This is a genomic window from Mycobacterium sp. OTB74, from assembly GCF_029892685.1.
In the GTDB taxonomy this organism is placed as follows: domain Bacteria; phylum Actinomycetota; class Actinomycetes; order Mycobacteriales; family Mycobacteriaceae; genus Mycobacterium.
Window position 1 is genome coordinate 304,861 of record NZ_JARXVD010000002.1, and the last position, 21,715, is coordinate 326,575.

The 21,715-nt window shown below is 66.1% G+C and carries 17 protein-coding genes; 9 read left to right on the forward strand and 8 right to left on the reverse strand.

The features are described from left to right. The 7 genes from M2432_RS04620 to M2432_RS04650 form a co-directional block, all read right to left on the reverse strand. On the reverse strand, positions 1 to 309 hold the full coding sequence (locus M2432_RS04620) for a PE family protein (RefSeq protein ID WP_280825572.1): 309 nt from the start codon (positions 307 to 309) through the stop codon (positions 1 to 3). After that, positions 309 to 4,304: a type VII secretion protein EccCa gene (eccCa, locus tag M2432_RS04625; RefSeq protein WP_280825573.1), complete on the reverse strand. Its 3,996-nt coding sequence runs from the start codon at positions 4,302 to 4,304 to the stop codon at positions 309 to 311. Before eccCa ends, M2432_RS04620 begins: the two co-directional genes overlap by 1 nt. Continuing rightward, positions 4,301 to 5,908, reverse strand: coding sequence for a type VII secretion protein EccB (gene eccB, locus M2432_RS04630; protein ID WP_280825750.1), 1,608 nt, complete (start codon positions 5,906 to 5,908; stop codon positions 4,301 to 4,303). Before eccB ends, eccCa begins: the two co-directional genes overlap by 4 nt. 62 nt (positions 5,909 to 5,970) lie before the next feature. Further along, positions 5,971 to 7,875, reverse strand: a complete 1,905-nt coding sequence (gene eccA / locus M2432_RS04635; RefSeq protein ID WP_280825574.1) for a type VII secretion AAA-ATPase EccA — start codon at positions 7,873 to 7,875, stop codon at positions 5,971 to 5,973. After that, positions 7,875 to 9,599, reverse strand: coding sequence for a PPE family protein (locus M2432_RS04640; protein ID WP_280825575.1), 1,725 nt, complete (start codon positions 9,597 to 9,599; stop codon positions 7,875 to 7,877). The genes eccA and M2432_RS04640 overlap by 1 nt, the downstream gene beginning before the upstream one ends. A gap of 388 nt (positions 9,600 to 9,987) precedes the next feature. Then, the gene (locus M2432_RS04645; protein WP_280825576.1) at positions 9,988 to 10,881 is read right to left on the reverse strand and encodes a class I SAM-dependent methyltransferase; all 894 of its coding nucleotides are present in this window, start codon (positions 10,879 to 10,881) and stop codon (positions 9,988 to 9,990) included. A 61-nt stretch (positions 10,882 to 10,942) separates the two neighbouring features. Next, on the reverse strand, positions 10,943 to 11,845 hold the full coding sequence (locus M2432_RS04650; protein ID WP_280825577.1) for an oxygenase MpaB family protein: 903 nt from the start codon (positions 11,843 to 11,845) through the stop codon (positions 10,943 to 10,945). Positions 11,846 to 11,920: 75 nt separating this feature from the next. Between M2432_RS04650 and M2432_RS04655 the strand changes: the two genes are divergently transcribed. Continuing rightward, entirely contained in the window at positions 11,921 to 12,577 is a 657-nt protein-coding gene (locus M2432_RS04655) for a TetR/AcrR family transcriptional regulator (RefSeq protein WP_280825578.1), read from the forward strand. Here M2432_RS04655 and M2432_RS04660 read toward each other — a convergent pair. Next, entirely contained in the window at positions 12,552 to 13,142 is a 591-nt protein-coding gene (locus M2432_RS04660) for a VOC family protein (protein WP_280825579.1), read from the reverse strand. The genes M2432_RS04655 and M2432_RS04660 overlap by 26 nt on opposite strands. A gap of 128 nt (positions 13,143 to 13,270) precedes the next feature. Here M2432_RS04660 and M2432_RS04665 point away from each other — a divergent pair, with 128 nt between their 5' ends. The 8 genes from M2432_RS04665 (at position 13,271) to M2432_RS04700 (ending at position 21,713) form a co-directional block, all read left to right on the forward strand. Beyond that, a complete protein-coding gene (locus tag M2432_RS04665) occupies positions 13,271 to 13,891 on the forward strand; it encodes a TetR/AcrR family transcriptional regulator (RefSeq protein WP_280825580.1) in 621 nt (206 codons plus the stop codon). 6 nt (positions 13,892 to 13,897) lie between these two features. Next, complete coding sequence (locus M2432_RS04670; RefSeq protein ID WP_280825581.1) at positions 13,898 to 15,040, forward strand: alpha/beta hydrolase; 1,143 nt, start codon at positions 13,898 to 13,900, stop codon at positions 15,038 to 15,040. Between the two features lie 197 nt (positions 15,041 to 15,237). Further along, complete coding sequence (locus tag M2432_RS04675; RefSeq protein WP_280825751.1) at positions 15,238 to 16,188, forward strand: 2-hydroxyacid dehydrogenase; 951 nt, start codon at positions 15,238 to 15,240, stop codon at positions 16,186 to 16,188. A 105-nt stretch (positions 16,189 to 16,293) separates the two neighbouring features. Beyond that, a complete protein-coding gene (locus M2432_RS04680; protein WP_280825582.1) occupies positions 16,294 to 18,474 on the forward strand; it encodes an acyl-CoA dehydrogenase in 2,181 nt (726 codons plus the stop codon). 86 nt (positions 18,475 to 18,560) lie between these two features. Further along, positions 18,561 to 18,884 (forward strand): hypothetical protein, encoded by a 324-nt coding sequence (locus tag M2432_RS04685; protein ID WP_280825583.1) that lies wholly within the window; start codon positions 18,561 to 18,563, stop codon positions 18,882 to 18,884. Positions 18,885 to 18,940: 56 nt separating this feature from the next. Continuing rightward, a complete protein-coding gene (locus tag M2432_RS04690) occupies positions 18,941 to 19,918 on the forward strand; it encodes a carbohydrate kinase (RefSeq protein ID WP_280825584.1) in 978 nt (325 codons plus the stop codon). 68 nt (positions 19,919 to 19,986) lie between these two features. Beyond that, positions 19,987 to 20,742, forward strand: coding sequence for an SDR family oxidoreductase (locus M2432_RS04695; protein ID WP_280825585.1), 756 nt, complete (start codon positions 19,987 to 19,989; stop codon positions 20,740 to 20,742). Further along, positions 20,739 to 21,713 (forward strand): sigma-70 family RNA polymerase sigma factor, encoded by a 975-nt coding sequence (locus M2432_RS04700; protein WP_280825586.1) that lies wholly within the window; start codon positions 20,739 to 20,741, stop codon positions 21,711 to 21,713. The genes M2432_RS04695 and M2432_RS04700 overlap by 4 nt, the downstream gene beginning before the upstream one ends. Positions 21,714 to 21,715 lie beyond the last annotated feature (2 nt).

A 21,715-nucleotide genomic window follows, 5' to 3' on the forward strand; every position in this document is an offset into this window, starting at 1 on the left:
TCAGCCCAGCACGGTCAGGTAGGTCTCAGCAGCGGCGGCATCACCTGTGGCGTAACTGATTCCGGACTCGCTGACTCCGGTGCCGGCGCGGCCGAGTTCGGCAACACCCTGTGCGGCGACCGCCTGATGTGTGGTGCCGTGGCTGCTCAGACCTGCAGTCGTCTGCATGGAAACCGGATCGGCGGCCGGTGGAACGACGGCGGTGACCGCCGGTGCGGCCGCAGCATGTGCCGCCGCCAACCTGGCAGTGAGCGCTTCGACCGCAGCACCCGCCGCGGTCAGACCTTCGGGAACGACGCGCAATGTCATCAGTGGAACTCCCGTCCGTGTCGAGTGTTGGAACTGCCGTGAACCGCTTCAGCGGGCTCGGCCGCCAGCGGGTTGATCAGTTGGATATAGGTGGCCTCGTCGGTGTCGCTGAGCACCATGGCGCGGCCCGCCGGCAGCCGGCTGAACCGGTGCCCGCGAATCCGACCGCTGTCCTGCGGATTACCGGACAGCATGACGGTGGTGGCCTGCAACTCGTTGAGCCTGCGCAGTAGCGGGGCGGTCAGGACCGCATGTGCCGCTCCGGTGGCCCGGGCCGTCACGATCACCCGCAGCCCGAGTTCAGATGCCTGGGAGAGCAATCCGAGCAGGGACGACCAGGGCCGCTGTCCGACGAATGGGCCACTGACCGCGGGGGCGTCCGGAATCTGGTCGACGTCGTCGACGATCAGATAGTGGATGTGGTTGTCCGGCCCGTTCCGGTACGACCAGCCGCTCAGCTCTGCTGCGCTCAGACCCGCTGGGGGCCTGCGCTTTTCCAACAGTCCGGCCAGACCCAGCATCGCTGGGGTGACGCGGTCGATATTCGGCGTGTACTCGTTGTCCGCGAACAGCGGTTCGTCGACCAGGTGTAACCGGCGGTCGATCACGGTGAATGCCACCGATTCCTCTGTCGCGTTCTCCCGGATGGTCCGGATGACGTGCCGCAGCAGCGTGGTCTTACCGGTCTTGGCGTCGCCCAGCACCATCACCAGCGGGTTGGACGCGAAGTCCACCGACACCGGTTCAAGGTCTTGCTCGCGCTGCCCGATGACGACTGCCTCGGACGCCCGGAACAGCGGCGCCAGGGCAGCCGGTGCCAGGTCGGTCGGCAACAGCCGCACCGGCGGCGCAGCCTGCCCCTGGTACTTGGTGTTGATCGCCGGGATGGTGCTGAGATCCGGTGCGGCGAAAAGGAAGTGCTCGGCTGCCATGGTCAGGCCCCGGCCCGGCTGGTCGGCGGGCACGCTGTCAGCCGGCCGCGTCAGGGCGGCCACGCCGGCACTCGCAGTCGCCCGCACATTGCTGTCTCGCGGATCGGCCAGCTTGAGCTCGAGCCGCAAACCCAGACCGTCGCGCATGGCCAACGGCACTTCGAGCCAGTTAGGCGTGGTGATCACCACGTGGATGCCGTACGTCATGCCGGTGTTGACCAGCTCGGTCACCTTGGCCAGCAATGGGTTACGTGTATTGAAGGCGTCGGTGTTATCTCGGCTGAACGCGTACAGGTTGTCGATCACCAGGAACACGTCGCCGTAGCCGTCATTGCGGATATCGAAGTCCCCGGAAGCGGCGCGGGCCTGCCGAGCGGCCAGTAGCTGCTCGAGTTCGCCGAAGGTGCGCCGGATCCGTTCGGGCTCCAGCGGCGACGCCACGCTGCCGACATGGGCCAGAGGCTTGAGCGAGCGCAGCCCGCCGCCGCCGTAGTCCAGGCAGTAGAAGGTGACTGCGCGAGGTGAGTGCGTCGCTGCTGCCGACAGCATGAACGTCTGCAGCGCAGTCGATTTGCCCGACTTCGGGCCACCATGGATCAGCAGGTTGGCCGCCGCCGACGTAGCGTCGAAGATCAGCGGATCACGGCGCATCTGGAACGGCCGATCGATCTCGCCCAGCACCCAGCGGCCGTGGCCGACCGGAATGTCGGTGCCGGCCACCAACTCCGACAGCTGAATGGGCTCGTCGAGAGGGGCCAGCCACAAATGCGGCGCCTGCGGCCCGTAGTGCGCCAGTTGCTCGCCGATGGTGCTGACCAGCTTGCGCGGTGCGCGGGTATCCGGCACAGCGTCGGTGACGATCACCGTGTCCGGCGTCGGCGCGACGTATCCGGCCGAGAACAGCTGAGGCTGTGGAATAGCATGCACCACAATCGATTTCTCGGCGCGTGGCGGGTCGTAGATCCCGTCGACGTAGGTGCTTCGGAACTTGACCGGCACGGCACCAGGGGTCGGTACCAGGAAGCCCTCGCCCTTGTGTTCGGGACCGGCCTCGATGTGATACGCGTCCTCGACGCCGATGATCTGCCGGCTGATCGACGGGCTCGCCACCTTCAGACCGATGCGATACGAGGTGTTCTTGTCAATGTCCTTGATCCGGCCCACGTCCAGCGTCTGCGACGCGAAGAGAATATGGATGCGGAACGAACGGCCCTTGCGGGCAACATAATCGAACAGCTCCGCGTACTCCGGATGGTCGGCGATCATCAACGAGAACTCATCGGCGACCACCAGCAGCGTCGGAATCGGCGGCAGGTCATGCCCAGCAGCGGCTGCCGCTTCATACTCCAGCACCGAGTTGAAGGCGCTGCCCTGAACCCGGCGGCCGGCCTCCATCAGAAGCTGTTCGCGGCGGGCCACCTCACCGCGCAGGGTGTCGGCGAACCGGTCGGCAAGCGAGCGCTTCTCGGCCATGTTCGAGATGACTGCGACCACCTGCGGGAAATCCCGGAATATGTCGGCGCCGGCCTCACCCTTGAAGTCGGCGTAGATGACGATCAGCCGATCGGCCGAATGAGTCGTCAACAGCGACAACAGGATCGACATGAGGGTCTGAGATTTACCCGAACCCGTCATCCCGATCATCAGACCGTGCGGCCCCATCCCGCCTTCGGCCTCGTCCTTCAGGTCGAACATCAGAGGCTCGCCGGTGGCGGTGACACCGATCGGCACCCGAAGCTCGTCGGCCCGGCTGCGCGGCGCCCACAGGCTCGCGATGTCCAGCGCGGCGGCATCCTGGATGCCCAGCAAGGTGCTGAAGGTGGCCAATCCCGCACCGGTACCGCGAGTCCGGTTCGGGTTGGAGTCCCAACGTGCCAGACCACGCGCCAGGTGCGCTGCGGAACCAGGTGAAAGTTGGTCGGCTACATCGAAATAGGGCTGCCACCCGCCTGCCGACCAGCGCTCGATGCGACCGTCGGCCACCCGCAGCACCGGTCGCTCGGGATCCGGGTACGGCGGCAACTCCGTGCCACGCTGCACCACCGTGACACCTGCCAGCCCGGCCCGCGGCACCAACTGGTCCAGATCGGCGTCCGGATCGTCCACCACGATCAGCAGGTGCCGAGCCGTCGCCGCATCGTCCGATCCGAACGGCTCCCGCTCGGCGATTTCGTCAGCCAGGAGTCCACGTAACTCGGGGACTCCGACGGCCAGGTACCGGGCCGGGCCTACGCCGTCGACCTTTCCGGGAACATCACTGTGCGGCAACCACTTCAGCCACGACCAGAAGTCGGACTCCAGCGCATCGGCATCCGCCGCCAGGGCAACGCCCAGCAGGGCGGGGTCGTGCCAGGTGACCGATTGGGCGATCCAGGCGCGCAGAGCGCCGCGCACCTCGTCAGCATCGCCGAGCACGGTGATGCGAGACACCTTGCTCAGGTCGATTCCCGAGGGGACTGCCGGGACGGTCCGCTGGACATCGAGCAATCCGCGTAATGCGCTGTGCGACACCGGTTCCAGGTCGATCTCGCCAGCGGTGTCCTTGACCTGCAGCACGGTCTCGAGACGAGCGTCGCGCAGTCCGGCGCGCACCACCAGGAAGTCGGCGTCGTGCGGATCACGCTCCCACTGCCTCCGGCTCCCGGCGACGGTGGCCAGCTGTTCAGGTGCCGGGTGGGACCACGTGCAAGCGGCTCGCTGCTCGGCGGCCTGAGCGCGAACGTTGTCTCGGACCACCGACAGGTAACGCAGGTAGTCCGCGCGCTCGGCGTCGACCTCCTCGGTCCGGGTCTTGTTGTCCGAACCGCGGTAGAACGCGGTAGCCGCCAGCAGCAACACGAACGGGAAGAACAACGTCTGTGGCGAGATGACCCGCATGCCAGTAGCTACCAGCGCCACCACCATTCCCACGATCAGGATCACGATCAGGAAAGGCAGCACCCGGCGCAACAGGGACGGCGGCACCAGACGCGGCAGTTCCGGCGGCGCCTCGATGGCGATGACGCCCTTGCGGGACGCCGGCACAGGCAGGCGGCGCCGCGCCTCGAAGATCAGTCGACTCACGGGTTCTCCCTCAAGACAGCGGGTGCGGATGCGGCAGCGGTCGAGTTCTGCGCGTCGGGCCCCAATGCCGGGGTCTGCAGAGCGTCGTTGCGGCCCAACGTCGGCCCCGGGGCGAACTGGCCGAGTACCGACGACGGCATCGGCAGCGGCGCTGAGGTAAGACCAAGCGCCGCAGGAGTTTTTCGGTTTCCGTCGGCAGCGTCACCTTCGGTCGAGATGCCGTACCGGACGCCGGTGTCACTGACCCAGTAGCTGGACAGCGTCGGCGTCGATCCGGCCTGCCCGGTGGCCTGGACGAAATATCCGGTGCCGGGTGCGAGCGCCACCCGATTGGCAATGCCGCTCGACCCCCCGCCGACCAACGGCACGGTGTGCCGGCCCTCCGGCAGGGGCAGCGTCGCACCGGCAAACAGAGTCAGCGAATTCGTGGTGGCACCAGCAGGTTTGGCCCACCCGGCACAGGTCAGCGGCGACGTGGCCGGATCCACCAGGGTCACTGGGTTCTCCGGGTACGCCGCGGTGTCAATGGCGGTGGAGACCGGGATGCGGGCGATCTGGTCGGCGCTGAGCCGCGGCGGCTGATCCAACCCGTGTGAATCAGTGTTGCGCAGGATCGCAGCGACCACCTGTGAAATCGGTTGCAGGCCATCGTCGAGCACCGCGTAGTACCCGACCGCGTTGTCGGTGTCGACCTCGGTCCGCACCGCAGTGACCACCGCTCCGATCGGAGCGGTGACCGGCATCGGGTACGACGTCGGCTGACCGGCGTTGGCGATCGGCGGCGCGGCAAGCGGCGGGGATTCCGGAATAGCGTTGAACAACCCGCCGGCGACGGCCCGCGGCTGCGGCATTGCAGTTCCGTTGGCGCCCAACCCGAGTGCCGACGTGACCGCCCGGTTGCCCAGGTCGACGGAACTCCGGCGGCCATTCCACAGCAGCCAGGTCCCGGGGTTCGTCGCACCCACGACGTCGGCACGGACCAGCACGGCATCGTGCGCACCCAGCGCGGAGGCGTGCGACCCGCCTTCGGTGATCGGTCCCCCGATCACCGTGACGCCTGCGTCGGTACCGGTGGCCGTGTCGCACACGGTCCAGTCAGCATCGCGAGAAGTGTTGGGCACCATACGTTCCGGGGCCCCTGGGATACCGATCAGGTTGCCCCGGCTGAATTTGTCCAGCTCGGCACTCGGCACCATGGTCGGGTTGTCCGGCCGGCCGGCGATCAGCCGGGCTGAGGTCAGGTTGAGGACAGGGTGCAGTTCCTGCCCCAACCGGACGTACAGCGCTGCGGTATCTCGGTCGGCCAGGATGGTGTTGGTGCCGGGCACCCCGGCGGGCCGAATCAGTGAGAAGACGAAGCACCCAGCCAGTCCGGTGACCAGCACCAGAGCGCCGACCAGAACCGAGCGGCTCTGGGTGCGCAGCGGGTCGACCAACATCCTGGTGTCGTGCAATGCGACACCAGATGCGATGCGCCGCCTCAGGAATCGCCACCCCGACACCTGGTGGCGGGTGACGAACCCACGGCGGTATTCAACCTGGTCCGGATTGTCGTTGGCCGGAGTACGTGAGCTGAAAATTTTCCGGTCCGCATGCTGGCTCATGCGCGATCCGCCTTCGGCTCCTCGCTCGTTCATGCGCGATCCGCCTTCGGCTCCTCGCTCGTTCATGCGCGATCCGCCTTCGGCTCCTCGCTGGAGGGCACCTCGAGTCCCAGCCCGCGCAACAACGGGGCAGCCGAGGCACTGACGTCATCGGCGGTGATGGTCATGAGTTCGTCATCGGTGAAGTCATGCTCGGCAAGGTGATCGAGCCGGTACTCACGTTCCTCCTCGGAGCGCTCCACCAGGTTTCGCACGAACCGGCCGTTACCCGCTATGTCCAGACTGCGCCGTGCCACCCCGGCCGCATCCGGAGTCGTCGCGGTAGCCAGGTGCCCGAACAGTCGCTCCATCTCCGCCTCGGCGTCCAATTCGAAGACGCTGTCCCGCTTTTCGGCCATCCGCATGGCGATCTCCGTCAGCTCAGTGGCCGAGTAGGACGGGAAGTCGATGCTGCGGGTGAACCGCGACCGCAGACCTTCGTTGGTATCCAGGAACATGTCCAGGTCCTTGCGATATCCGGCGATGATCACCACGAGGCGGTCGCGGTCGTTCTCCATTCGCGCCAGTAGGGTGTCGATGGCGACCAGGCCAAAATCGTTCTTGGCGCCGGTGGACACCAGCGCATACGCCTCGTCCAGGAACAGCACGCCGTCCAGCGCGCTGTCGATGACAGCATTGGTCTTCGCTTCGGTCTCGCCGATATGCTGGCCGATCAGGTCGGCCCGGTGTACCTCGCGCACCGTCTCCTTACGCAGCAGGCCGAGGCCACAGTAGATCTTGGCGACCACCCGGGCGATGGTGGTCTTACCGGTGCCAGGCGGACCGGCGAACACCAGGTGGTTGGTGCGCTGGGCCACGGCGAGGCCGCGCTCTTGCCGCCGAATCGCCATGGCCACCGAGCTTTTCAGTCGTGCCACCTGATACTTGACCTCTTCGAGGCCAATGAACTCGGCCAGTTCGGCTTCGGCCTCGACCAGCAGATGCGCCTTGCGCGCCTTGGCATCCGGGTCGACGAACTCGGCCTCGGTGGGTTCGGTCTCCGGATCCCACGGGTTGTGCCGAGCCTCGATCCGCGCCGCGGTGGTCGGTTCGATACCAAAGCTGGTGTCGGTCAACGCATGTTCGGCGTCGGTGTTCTCGGGGTGTGCGGCGTACAACTCGGACAGCACATCGGTGGCCTCGTCGTCCTCGCCCTGCGCCCGCAGTGCCAGCGCCTTGACGAAAGCCCCGTCCATGGCCGCTACGGCGACGGGCCCGTCGGGCTCCTCCAAGTGCGACAGGGCAGGGGCGAACATACCGAGATGCGCCAGTGCGATGCCCAACGCGACTCGCGCGGCGTGCGCAAACGACGAGTCCAGCGCCGGGTCGTTCACCACCGGCGTCAGTTGGCGAATCACGTCGGACCAGCGACGGGTGCGGTGATACATGGCCACCCGCACCCACCGGGCCGGCAGCCAGCCGGGCCTGCGGTTCAGTAGTTCACCGACCAGCTCATTGGCCTCGACGTATGCGCCCGCATCGGAAAGCGTTGCAGCGTAGGCCAGTTGGAATCCGTCGCCATCGGCGGCCCGGAACTGTAGATATAAGCCGCTGTCGTAGCTGAATCCGAGGTCGCCGTCGGCCAGGTCCAGTGCGCGGCGCAGCACACCCGCTGTGTCCGCCGTACGCCACACTGCTTCGACGACGTCGGGCGTGGCGGCTGACGCAGCTGCCAGACCGGTCCACGCATCGCAGTGCTCACGAGCGATCCGGGTCAGCGCCGTGAATCCGTCGCGCGCAGCCGACAGATCAGCGGGGCGACGGCGATCGTGGACGGTCAGGCCCAGCGCCAGGCAGCTTGCCGAGAATCGGGTGAGCACGTCACGATCCACCCGGCCCGCGGACTGCACCCGTTCGGATTCGGCACTCACGCGCGAATTCCCCTGCACCGCAACGGTGCCGATGGCACTCGCGTTGCTGAGACTCATCAGTTCCCTTCCAACGTTGACGACTCGTCGCGCACAGCGGCTGTCCCTGTTTGATCGGTCCGGCCCGGGTCACTACGCCAATTGCTCGGCAGCAGGGGTACCGCGGTCCCAGCGGCGAACAATCCCCCGCTTCGGGTGGTCATCCCCATCGGCTCAACGCCTTTCGCGGATATCCCGCCCCGCACGTCAGCGCCGCGCTCCGAGGCGCGCGTAATGTCCTCAGGCCGAAGGACCGGTGCCGCGTCAGCCTCGAGGTACTCGTAGCGATAGCTGCGATCCTGGACAGTCCCGCCCCGCCGACGACGTGCCCGGGCTTTCTTGGCCGCGGTCGCCGCAGCGGCGGCTTCCTCGCCGACTGCTTCAGCGGGCGCTGCCTCCCGCGCGTTGCGTGAGCGCCGACTGGTTACCTGGCTCTGCGCCGATGACCGTGCCGCGCTGACGGCGTAGATCGACGTAGTCGGACCCGCCCCAACGGACGGTCCGCCTCCCGGTGGTGTGCCGGTGGGTGCTGGTGAAGTTGGCGCCGGACTGGACACACTTGACGCGTGCGACAGACCCGGCGCAGCGGTGCTCGGGACCGTCGGACTCACCGTCGTCGCCGAAATCGCAGGCGCGGGCGCAGCGACTGCCGGCGACGGCATGGCGACCGGCACATCCACCGGATGCGGAACAGCGACGCCAACGATTCCCAACGCCGTCGCCGTCCCACCGGCCGCGGCAGCCACCGCGGCAGCTGGGCCGGCCGCCACAATCGCCCCCACCACGGACAGTTCGAGCGTCGACTGCGCGATCGGCCAGATCACCATGGCCGTGTGGAAGGTGGCCCAGGACAGCGTCGTAACCAGAGTGGGATTCAGAAACGGGAAAGACTGCGTCAGAAGTGCTTTCAGCCCGTTCACGAAGGCGAACCGGTCTATTGGGAAGCCGTTGGGGTTCAAGTCGAATGACACCGGAGATGCGAAATTGTTGGTGTACTGCTGGATCACCTGGGCCAGCTGGAGCTGGAAATTGTTCAGGAAATCGTCGAGTTGCTGCAACCCGCTCGATCCGGAGTCCGTTGCGCTCGCGGCCTGTTGTTCGGTCGACGCCGCGTCGGCTGCGTTGAGGTGAGCACCTGAGTCGGCCGCCGGCGCCTCCGCTGCAGCTGAAACTGCCGTGGTCGCCGGGACAGTGGCTTCAGCGGCGGCCGCTAGGATCTGCGGCGCCGGAGTGGTGACCGGCAGTGCAGCCAGGGCAGCCCCCGAGACCGATTGATAGACGGTCATCGTTTCGGCCGCCTGGATCCACATGCGGGCATAGTCGGCTTCGTTTACGGCGATCGGAATCGTGTTGATACCAAAGAAATTCGTGACCAGAAGCGCGGTATGCACCGCATGATTGATCGTGAGCTCTGCCATGCTGGGCATCGCAGCCAGCGCTACGCTGTATGCCGCTGCCGCGGTTTCGTGTGTCGCCGCGGCCGCGGCGCTCTTTTCTGCGCTGTTCAGCAGCCAACTCAGGTATGGCGCGTTTGCCGTCACGTACTGGTCGGCGCTAGGTCCCTGCCACACGCCGACTTCGACATCACCGGCCACCGCGCCGAGTTCAATTGCAGCCGAGGCGTATTCGGCGCTCAGCGCCGACCATGCCGCGGCCGCGGCCAGCAGTGACCCCGGACCGGGGCCACTGCTGAGCAAGCTCGAATGCACTTCCGGTGGTATCGCGAGCCAGATCGGCGCGGTCACGTTTCGGACCTCTGAAGCACCTGCACCTAGAGATAGTCGGCGCCCGAGGTCGGCTGGTTCCCCGCAGATCGAGATTCGACATACCGGCCCGTGGAGGCGGGAGTTCAGGATCGGTGACTTCGACGGCGTCCTGCCGAAAGCCCTGCGACGGGACCTCCCGCGCGCAGGCCCCATGGGTGCGGGCGAGCTGCAGCAAGCACCGCACGTGGTGACCGCATCGTGGTGGACCGCTGCGAATCCGACCGATGTTCCACTACCCATGCCCGTGTTCGCAGGGGCACACAGGCCCCCGCCATCTCCTTAAGTATGCCTAAGCTAACTTGCTGAAGTTAGCATTGCATAACTTAAGTGTCGAGATGCACCCTAGCCACCAGCCCGGTGACGACGGTCACTCTTTGATGGCAGTGACCAGGGTGTTCGATTCGATCATGGTGGCCGCATCGGGATTGGTCGGGACCGGGCGTCCCACTTCTCGCATGTAATCGGCCAGCCTGGTGGGCTCAGCCCGCCAGCCATGGGCGCCAAACCAGTCAGCGGCCGGCGCAATCTGCTCGTTGTAAATCAGGTTGAAGAACACGTCTCCCGGGCCGGATGCCCTCTCCTGTGCGCGCTTGGCAGCAAAGACTTCTGCGGGCATCGGCGCGCCTTCCTCAACCGCCACCCAGCTACCCGGCGAAGCCAGTTTGTCGATACCGGTGAACAACTGCTCCTGAGCGGACGCCGGCAGGTAGATCAGCAGCCCTTCGGCAATCCACGCCGATGGTCGATCGGGGCGGAAGCCAGCGGCGATCAGCGCCGACTGCCAGTCGTCACGCAGATCGACCGCAATCTCGCGGCGTTCGGCCTTCGGTTGAGCTCCCTTGCGGGCCAATACCTCTCGCTTGAATTCCAGTACCTGAGGCTGGTCCAGCTCGAACAGCACGGAGCCCGCCGGCCAGTCCAAGCGGAAAGCCCTGGAGTCCAGACCCGCCGCCAGCAGCACCACCTGACGGACTCCCGACGCCGCCGCATTGGCGAAGTAGGCATCGAAGTAGCGGGTCCGCGAGCCCTGGAAGTTGATGAACGGCGGGCCGAATTCCGGTGCCGCCAGGCGATGTTCCGGAGCTTTGCCATCGAGCACGTCGGCCCACTGGCCGCCCACGGCCCGGGCGAACAACTCGGCGTAAGGGTCTACCGCCAACGGGTCCGGCTTGGCTGCCTCAAGCGCCCGTGCCGCCGCGACCATCAGTGCGGTCGATCCGACGCTTGTAGTGATGTCCCAGCTGTCGTTGTCTGTACGCATTGGCGCGAGGGTACGCCCGGTTGCTGAACATTCAGCCCACGGCGCGGGATCGTCTCAAAAATCAGATCAACGGTCGCCCGGTGCGGACTCGCCAGTCCAAATCCTTGAGCAGCACGTTGAATGGGAACTGGCGCACCGGCGAAGGTACGAGGTGATTGACCGTCCTCAGCACAGACATCAATCGATCAAACCTCTTCTGCCGCTTACTGTCCCAGGGCAGCCGCATCTCATCGCGGAATCGCTGCGGCAGAAAACCGGTGGTGATCAACTGCGAGACGGATTCCAGCCGACGCTGCACCGCACCCGGCAGCGTCACGCCCCGCATCCGGCCCACCGCAATGGGATACAGGTACTCGCGGGCCGTGTCGTCGATGTGAATCTGTTCCAGCATCTTCTGCCAGTAGGCGTCGAACGCCGCGCGATCCGCGGGCCACATCGAGGCCGGCACCTGCAGCGTGGTGCCCAGCGTGATGCCCTCACGGTAATGCCGCTCGGCGGTCTCGTCATCCATCTCACCAATGAACAACCGATAGACGTCGACGGCGCCTTTGTACAGACAGGCCGCTACCCACATCTGCAGGTTCTTGTCCATGGCGTGGTATTCCACCGGGCTCTCGTCGGTCGAATAGACCTGCGCGTGGGCCTTGTTCACCGCCCGCCGGAAGGCCAGCTTCTGCGCGTCGGAGCCTTTGGTCGCCACGGCCAGATAGGTGAACGTGGTCCGCGCGCGCTTGATCGGGTGCCGGTCGACGCGCCCACTCTCCACCCGGCTCTCCATGACGCCGTACGCGACCGGTCGCAGCGCCAGCTGCATCACCACATTGGCCGGCCCTGCCAGCAGGGCGACGCCCATCAGGCCGTCGTCGATACCCGCCCCATGCCCCAACGACGCACGCCGCGGAGCCGTCGACCATTGGGCACTCACCGGGACATCAACCGGGTTCACCCACTCACTGACCGTCATCGACCCCTCCCGCAAAAGTGAGAACAATTGTTTCCTGATATTGCCGCGGCGCTCGACAGGTGTCAAGATGTCTTGGTGTCACAGGTACGGCCCTACCGCGGAGTCGACGCCTCCCAGCGCCTGGCGCAACGGCGTGCTCAGCTGATTGCGGCGGGTCTGGACCTGCTGGGCGCCGCCGCGCCCCTGCCGGATCTGACGGTGCGGTCGGTCTGCTCGGCATCCGGGCTCGGCGTGCGCTACTTTTACGAAAGCTTCACCGACAAGGACGATTTCGTCGGCGCGGTGTTCGACGCCGTCATCGCCGACCTGGCGACCACCACGCAGGCGGCGGTGGCGGCCGCCCCAGCCCGGGAGCGCAACCGCGCCGGTATGGCCAACATCGTCAATGCCGTGGCCTCGGATCCGAGGGTGGGCCGGTTGCTGTTCAACGCGCAACTCACCAATGCCGTGGTGGCCCGCAAGCGCGCCGACTCTGCCGCATTGCTGGCGACGCTGTACTCAGCCGATCTGGGTGCCGCACTACGCCTTGAACAGAACGAGCGGATCAAGGCCACCGGTTACTTTGCGGTCGGCGGTGTGGGGCAGACGCTGAGCGCCTGGCTGTCGGGCGAAATCACTTTCACACCGGACGAATTGATCGACCATCTGGCCACCATGCTCGACGAATTCGCTGACGCCCAGTTGCACAGCCCAGCCGGCGGCCAGCTCAGATCGCGTCCGCAGCGGCGGTGACCGCGGGGCGCCGGTCGGCCGCGGTCCGGGGTGCCGTCACGGTGTCCGCGTCAGTGAATTCCTTGGTCCAACAGGCGAATTCCAACGTGATGCCATCGGGATCCTGGAAGTAGAACGACCGCACATAGACGCCGGGATGCACAGTCGGCGAGGCCTGCATCGGGCTCTCGTCGTGGTTGAGCACCGGACCGACTCGAACACCCTTGTCCTTCAAGCGTTGCCGGTATTCGTCGAACTTCTCGGCCGGCACATGGAAGGCCAGATGGTTGAGCGAGCCGACGGCACTGATGAATTCGCCGACCCCGGGCAGTGTCGCCGGTTGCGAAATGCCCGGCACGCCGTCCGGAGCCTGCGTGAACCAGAAGAAGGCGACACAGTCCCCGTTTCCCGCGTCGAAGAAGAAGTGCTGACCCATACCACGAGGTAGATCAAGGGATTTCACCAGCGGCATGCCCAGCACATTGGAGTAGAAGTCGACGGTCCTGGCCATGTCGGAGCAGACCAACGCGACGTGGTTGATACCACCGAACTCGAATTCGGAATTGCGGTTGTCGGGCTTGATCATCGCGGGCACTCCTGCCGAATGGGGTCTGGCCAATGGCCGAATCTGAATCTAACATCAGATTCAGATGTGATCAACGACTCCGGCGCTTCACTTACCACGGCGTCCCCAAGGCCAGGAAGGACGCAGCCGTGACCGTCCCGCCGCGCGGCCAACTCCCCACCATCCGGGGACGCCAGACGCAGGCGGCCATCGATACCGCAGCCCGGACCGTCATCGCCCGGAAAGGCATTCTGGCAACAACGATCTCGGACATCACAGCCGAAGCGGGCCGGTCGACGGCGTCGTTCTACAACTACTATGACTCCAAGGAAGCGATGGTGCACGAGTGGGCCCAACGCTTCCGCGACGAGGCTCGCGACCGGGCCCGCGCTGCTGCCGAGCCGGACTTGACCGATCAGGAGCGCTGCCACCGGGCGGTCACTGCACACTGGGAAACCTACCGGCACCAACTCGCAGAGGTAATCGCCATTTCCCAACTGGCCATGGTCAACGACGAATTCGCCGAATACTGGGCCGAAATCTGCGAGCTACCCATCACGTTGATTACAGAGATGTGCAGACACGCCCAACGCCAAGGGTTCTGCCTCGACGACGACGCCAGGTTGGTGGCCGTGGCACTGGTGTCGATGCTCAACCAGTTCTGCTACACCCAGCTGTCCGGTGACGGGGCTGCCACTGCCGACGACGCGGCCTGCATCGACACCCTGGCCAACATCTTCTACCGCACCGTCTACCACAAGGAGTCCTGAGCCCACATGACCGAACAGCAAGGGAATTCGGACGCTGCGGGGGTGATCCGGGAATTCATCGGAACGGACTCCCCGACCGCACCGCGCGCCGGCTCGGGCGGCCATCCGTGCCAGGGCATCTATTACCGGAGTGCGGGCCGTAAACCCACGGTGGCCATGATCGCCACGCACTATCAAATCGACTTCTCTGAACACTATCTGGCCGAGTACATGGCCACCCGCGGCGTCGGGTTCCTGGGGTGGAACACCCGGTTCCGTGGCTATGAGGCCAACTTCCTGCTAGACCACGCGCTGGTGGACATCGGTGTCGGTATGCGCTGGCTGCGCGAGGTCGCGGGCGTGGAAACCGTCATCCTCCTTGGTAACTCAGGTGGTGGCTCGCTGATGGCGGCATACCAATCGCAGGCGCTCGACCCACACATCACCCCATTGGGGGGCATGCGACCGGCAACCGGCCTCACCGAGTTGCCACCGGCCGACGGCTACGTCTCCAGTGCCGCTCATCCGGGACGCCCGGACGTACTCACCGCCTGGATGGACGGTTCGGTCACCGACGAAAATGACGCTCTGGCAACCGATCCCGATCTCGACCCGTTCAATGACCGCAACGGCCCGGCATTCTCCGCCGATTTCGTCGAGCGCTACCGCAACGCCCAGATCGCCCGCAACCACGCCATCACCGACTGGGTCGAGAACGAATACAAACGCGTCCGGGCAGCAGGGTTCCTGGACCGGCCATTCACCGTCATGCGCACCTGGGCGGACCTGCGCATGATCGACCCCACCCTGGAGCCGACCAAACGCCAGCCGAACCTGTGCTACGCCGGGGTGCCGGCGCGGGCCAACCGCTCGGCGAACGGCATCGCCGCGGCCTGCACCCTGCGCAACTGGCTGGGTATGTGGAGCCTGCGGCACGCCCAGACGCGGGCCGAGCCGCATCTGGCGCTGGTCGACAGCCCCGCTCTGGTCATCAACGCCGAACAGGACACCGGCGTGTATCCCACTGACGCCCAACGCATTTTCGATGCACTGGACAGCACCGACAAGACGCTGTGCGCCATCGACTCCGACCACTACTTCACCACACCGGGCGCCCGCGATGAACAGGCCGACACCATCGCGTCCTGGATTGCCAAGCGATGGAACTGAATTCGCCACCGCGCGGGCACGCGCAAAATTCAACACCGCGCGGGGACGCGCAAAATTCAGCACCGCGCGGGCACGCGCAAACTTCAGCACCGCGCGGGCACGCGCAAAATTCAGCACCGCGCGGGCACGCGCAAAATTCAGCACCGCGCGGGCACGCGCAAAATTCAGCACCGCGCGGGCACGCGCAAAATTCAGCACTGCGGGTGCTGGCGCACTTCACCCCCGGCCCCAGAGTCACCGAATTCATCGCACCCCTGACCGATCTGGTTGACGTCCGATTCTGCGCCGAGGACGACGACCTCACGTTCTACCGCGGGCTGGCCGATGCCCAGGTGCTCTGGCATGTGCTGCGTCCAGTCAGTGCCGCCGATTTGGTTCGCGCGCCGCAGCTGAAACTGGTCCACAAGCTCGGCGCAGGCGTCAACACCATCGACGTCGAGGCCGCCACCTCGCTGGGCATCGCGGTGGCCAACATGCCTGGGGCCAATGCGCCCTCTGTGGCCGAGGGCACCGTCATGCTGATGCTCGCCGCGCTGCGGCGCCTGCCCACCCTCGACCGCGCCACCCGCGCCGGCTGCGGTTGGCCGACCGACCCGACTCTGGGCGAGACGGTCCGCGACATCGGCAGTTGCACCGTCGGATTGATCGGATACGGCAACATCGCCCAGCGGGTGGAGACCATCGTGACCGCCATGGGGGCCACCGTCGTACACACCAATTCCCGTGGCGCACAGGGACACCCCGGCTGGCGCACGCTCGCCGAGCTGCTGGCCGAAAGCGACATCGTCTCACTGCACCTGCCCCTGACCGAGCAGACCGCCGGAATGCTCGACGCCACGGCGCTGGCCCGCATGAAACCCGGGTCGGTACTGGTGAACACCTCCCGCGGCGCCGTGATCGACGAGCCCGCCCTAGTGCAGGCGCTGCACGGCGGCCCACTGTCCGCCGCCGGTCTGGACGTCTTCGCCACCGAGCCCGTCGACCCGGAAAATCCATTGCTGACCATGGACAACGTCGTGGTCAGCCCGCACGTCACCTGGTACACCGCGGACACCATGAGGCGCTACCTCACCGTTGCGGTGGACAACTGCCAACGGCTGGCTGAGGGCCGACCACTGGCCAACGTAGTGAACGAAGTGAACCTCTAGACAACCCACACCGTGGTGTGAGTACGCTCGGACCAACCCACCGGTTATTTGACCCGACTCGGGTTACGGAAAGCTCAATGCGGAGCCCGGTCACAGGAGGCAACCATGCCCATCGCGATCACGTCCGAGCACAACGACCTAGCCGACTCGGTCCGGTCACTGGTAGCGCGGGTGGCGCCGTCGGAGGTTCTGCACGAGGCGCTGGAGACGGCGATCAGCAATCCGCCGCCGTACTGGAGTGCCGCGGCCGAACAGGGCCTGCAAGGCCTGCATCTTTCGGAAGCCGTTGGTGGACAGGGCTTCGGCAACCTGGAACTGGCCATCGCCCTCGCAGAGTTCGGCTACGGAGCCGTGCCCGGTCCGTTCGTGCCGTCGGCCATCGCCAGCGCGCTGATCTCGGCGCACGACGCCGAGTCAGCCCTGCTGCAGCCGCTGGCCTCGGGCGCGACGATCGCCGCCTACGCGGCCGAATCCGGTTTGACTTCCACCAAGCAGGGCGATGCCCTGGTGATCAGCGGCGAAGCCCGCGCGGTCCCCGCCGCTGCACAGGCCTCGCTGCTGGTGGTGCCGGTCGACGGCGGCGCGCACTGGGTGGTGCTGGATGCCGACCGTCTCACCGTCGACGCGGTACAGAGTGTCGATCCACTACGCCCCATTGCAAACGTGCGCGCTGACGCCGTCGAGGTCGCTGTTGATCGGGTGTTGACAGGACTGAGCAGTGCCCGCGCTCGGGCCCTGATCACCACGCTGCTGTCGGCCGAATGTGTCGGTGTGGCGCGCTGGGCTACCGACACCGCCGCCGAGTACGCCAAGATCCGCGAACAGTTCGGCCGCCCGATCGGACAGTTCCAGGCCGTCAAGCACAAGTGCGCCAACATGATCGCCGAAACCGAGCGGGCCACTGGCGCGGTCTGGGATGCCGCGCGGGCCCTGGACGACGCCAGCGAATCGGACACGCACTACGAGTTCGCCGCCGCGGTCGCGGCCACCCTGGCCCCGGCCGCCGTCCAGCACTGCACTCAGGACTGCATCCAGGTGCACGGCGGCATCGGCTTCACCTGGGAACACGACACCAACGTCTATTACCGTCGGGCCATCGCCCTGGTAGCTGGGTTCGGTCGTGCCGCTGACCATCCGCAGCAGGTGGTGGACCTGGCCACGAGCACCGGAATGCGGTCCATCGACATCGACCTGGATCCGGACACCGAGAAGTTGCGCGCCGAAATCCGCGCGGAAGTCGCCGCACTCAAAGCGATTCCGAGTGGCCCCGAGCGCAAGACAGCCATCACAGAAGGCGGCTGGGTGCAGCCGCACTTGCCGACTCCCTGGGGCCGGGCAGCCCCGCCGATCGAGCAGATCATCATCGCCCAGGAATTCAGCACCGGCAGGGTGCGTCGGCCTCAGATGGGCATCGCGGCCTGGATCATTCCGTCCATCGTCGCGTTCGGCAGCGACAAGCAGAAGCAGGATTTCCTGCCGCCGACGTTCCACGGCGACATGATCTGGTGCCAGCTGTTCTCCGAACCCGGCGCCGGCAGCGACCTGGCCGGCCTGACCACCAAAGCCGTGAAGGTCGACGGCGGCTGGCGCATCACGGGTCAGAAGATCTGGACCACCGGCGCACAGTACGCGGAATGGGGCGCGCTGCTGGCCCGCACCGACTCGAGCGCCCCGAAACACCAAGGGATCACGTACTTCCTGCTCGACATGAAGAGCCCCGGCGTAGAGGTCAAACCGCTGCGTGAACTGACCGGCAACGCGATGTTCAACACCGTCTTCATCGACGACGTGTTCGTGCCCGACGACTTGGTTCTCGGCCAGGTGAACCGCGGTTGGGAGGTCAGCCGTAACACCCTGACCAACGAGCGAGTGTCGATCGGCAGCAGCGAACCGCCGTTCCTGGCCAGCCTGGACCAGTTCGTCGAATTCCTCAAAGACGGTCAGTTCGACGACATTCAGCGGTACGAGGCCGGCCGGTTGATCGCCGAAGGCCACGCCGCCAAGTTGCTGAACATGCGCTCGACCCTGCTGACGCTGTCCGGCGGCGATCCGATGCCCGCAGCCGCCATCTCCAAACTGCTGTCGATGAAGACTGGGCAGGGCTATGCCGAATTCGGCGTCGCATCATTCGGCGGCGAAGCGATCATCGGTGATCCGCAACAACTTTCGGGACGCTGGGACGAGTATCTGCTCGCCGGTCGCGCTACCACGATCTACGGCGGCACCTCCGAGGTCCAGCTGAACATCATCGCCGAACGCCTGCTCGGCCTACCCCGCGACCCGTAAGCCCGCGCGATACGGAAAGACCGGCGACCCAGCGCCGCCGCGTCCTCCCGCGTGCAGTGCTACCGTCGAAGTAGGTGGTGGTTGGTATGCCAAACTGGATTCACCGCTCAGCGGTGGGCTGGATTCACCGCTCAACGGTGGTGCGAACACAAGACCTACTACGTCCGGCCTTCGCAGGCGCGGTAGCAGCCACTTTCGTCATAGCGCCTATCGCGCTGACGCACAGCACGACCAGGTTCGAATCTGACGATTGCGTCAACGGCGTCATCCCATGGAATCCCTATGTGGTGAACTGCAACCTGCCGCCCAGGACCATCCCCAAGGTGCGCGGCGCCGCCCCCGACGCCGGCGCCATTATCGCCTGCCGGAACAAGCCCGGCTGTCTGTCCTGGTATGTCAACGGGCCGTAGCAGCGTCGTTCAGCCGAGCCTCCACGCGAACACAGCGTCCGTCATACGTTGAGGGCATGACACCCGTGCCGTTGAGGTCTGAATTGCCGTCGGCTCGGGTACTGAGTCTGGGCGAAGCCTTGATCGACGTCGTCATCAGGGCCGATTCCACCCAGGAACACGTCGGCGGCAGCCCGCTCAACGTAGCGGTAGGTATGGCCACGTTGGGGCAGCCGACCTGCCTATGTGCGTATTGGGGCAAAGATTCTCGCGGTGAGGCGGTACGTGGCAGGGCCGAGGCCGCCGGCGTCGAGATCTGCCCGGGCACCGATACCGCGGACCGGACACCGGTGGCATATGCACACATCGACGACAAGGGCCGCGCCACTTACGACTTCGAACTGACCTGGGCGGTGCCGCACCTGCCCGATCTGTCCCGGTTCGGGCACCTGCACACCGGCAGCATCGCTGCGACGCTGGAGCCGGGCGGCTCGAGCGTGGTGGACGCGGTAACCCGGATGCGGGACTACGGCACGGTGTCCTACGACCCGAATATCCGTCCGGCCCTGATGCATTCACCCGAACTGGTCGCCGAGCGGATCGAGCATCTGGTCGCCATGTCCGACGTGGTGAAGGCCAGCGACGAGGACCTGTCCTGGTTGTATCCCGGGGTATCCGCCACGGACACCATGAGGCGCTGGGCGCAGGCGGGCCCGGCCCTGGTGGTCGTCACGCGCGGTCAACTGGGCGCCGATGCTCTGCTGGCCAGCAACCACGAGTTGCTGCACCTGGACAACATGCAGGTTGAGGTCGCAGACACCGTCGGCGCCGGCGACTCGTTCATGGCCGGACTCCTGACCGGATTGCTGGACGCCGGTCTGCTGGGCTCTGCCCAGGCGCGCCAACGATTTTCGCAAGCCGAATGGCCTGATGTGCAGCCCGCGCTGCACCGCGCGTTGGCCACCAGCGCACTGACTGTCAGCCATTCCGGGTCCTACGCACCGGCCATGGCAGAGGTCGTCGCGGTTCTGGCCACTGATCCGCTGCTTCGGTAACGCCCTGCGACGGATTTCCCGGCTCCCGACGGTCTAGATCAATACCAGACCGAAACAAGGGAGCACCGATGCCCAGCACAACAACACCCAACGCACTACCCACCGCCATCGTCACCGGCGCCAGCCGTGGCTTCGGCCGGGCTATTTCCACCGCACTGGCCGCCGCCGGCTGGCAGGTCGTCGGGGTGGCGAGGACCGCCGCCGATCTCGAATCGGTGCACGCCGAGGTCGGTGAGCGCTTCGTGCCGGCACCCGGCGACGGCACCGACGAGGCCCTGGCCACACGGCTGATATCTCAATTCCACCCCAGGTTGCTGGTGCTCAACGCCGGTGCGACCCCACACACGGCGCCGCTCGCCAAGCAGACCTGGGCATCGTTCAGCGAAAACTGGCACACCGATACCCGCCATGTGTTCGGCTGGATCAAAGCAGCCCTCAATGCCCCCCTCGCCCCGGGAAGCCTGGTGATTCCGATGTCCAGTGGCGCCGCCTTGCGTGGCTCACCGCTCAGCGGCGGCTATGCCGGCGCCAAGGCCATGGTGCGGTTCATGTCCAACTACGCCGCCGAGGAAGCCGAGCGAGATGGCCTTGGCATCCGGTTCGTCACGCTGTATCCGATGATGTCGCCACAGGGTGTCGGGGCCGCGGGCGTCAGGGCATACGCCGATCAACTGGGCATTGACACCGAAACATTCTTGGCGCGACTGCAGCCGGTCCTGACCCCAGACATCGTGGCCAAAGCTGTCATTGAACTGGCCACCGGCGACGGCGAAACGGCACCGGCCTACGTACTCACCGGGACCGGCGCGGACCCGGTGCAATGAGGACCGAATTCGATTCTTTGACAGCGCAATTCCGCCCGGAGCTGCTGGCACACTGCTACCGCATCCTCGGCTCGATCCACGATGCCGAGGATCAGGTGCAGGAGACCTACCTGCGGGCCTGGCGGGGCTTCGACCGTTTCGAGGGCCGTTCGTCGGTGCGGCGGTGGATGTACACCATCGCCACCCGAACCTGCCTGACCGCCGCGGAGAACCGGGCCCGGCGACCGCTCCCGTCCGGGCTGGGGCCGCCGGCCGAGGACCACCGCGTAGCCCTCGGCAGCCCGATCGAGCGGGATACCGAGATTCCCTGGCTCCAGCCGATCCCGGATGCGCTTGTCTCACCAAGTGACCCGGCAACGGTAGTGGCTGAGCGCGCCGATCTGCGACTGGCCCTGATCGCGGCACTGCAGCACCTGCCGGCTCGGCAGCGGGCCGCGCTGACCCTGCGTGACGTACTCGCCTTCTCTGCCGCCGATACCGCCGAGATCATGCAGACCTCGGTCGATGCGGTGGATGCTCTGCTGCGCCGGGCCCGCAGTACCCTGACCCGGGCCGGCGTCAGCGCCGACGACGTCCACGAGCCCGACGATCGGGGCACCCAAAAGCTGTTGCAGCGCTATGTTGATGCGTTCAGCCGGGCTGATGCGAACGAATTGATCGAGCTGCTGCGCGCCGACGTCGAATTCGAGATGCCGCCCATACCAACATGGTTCAGCGGCAGCACCGCGGTGATCGGCTTCCTGTCCAACCGGGTACTACGTCGCCCCGGCCAGTGGTACGCGGTTCCGACTCGGGCCAACGGTCAACCAGCGTTGGCCTTTTACACTCGCGGCGACGACGGTGGTCTGCGAGGCTACGGAATTCAGGTATTGACCTTGCGACAGGGACGCATCGCACGCATCACCGCGTTCAACGATCCCTCACTGGTGCCGTTGTTCAGCAACCCGCCGACGCTCCCTGTCAACCACTGAGA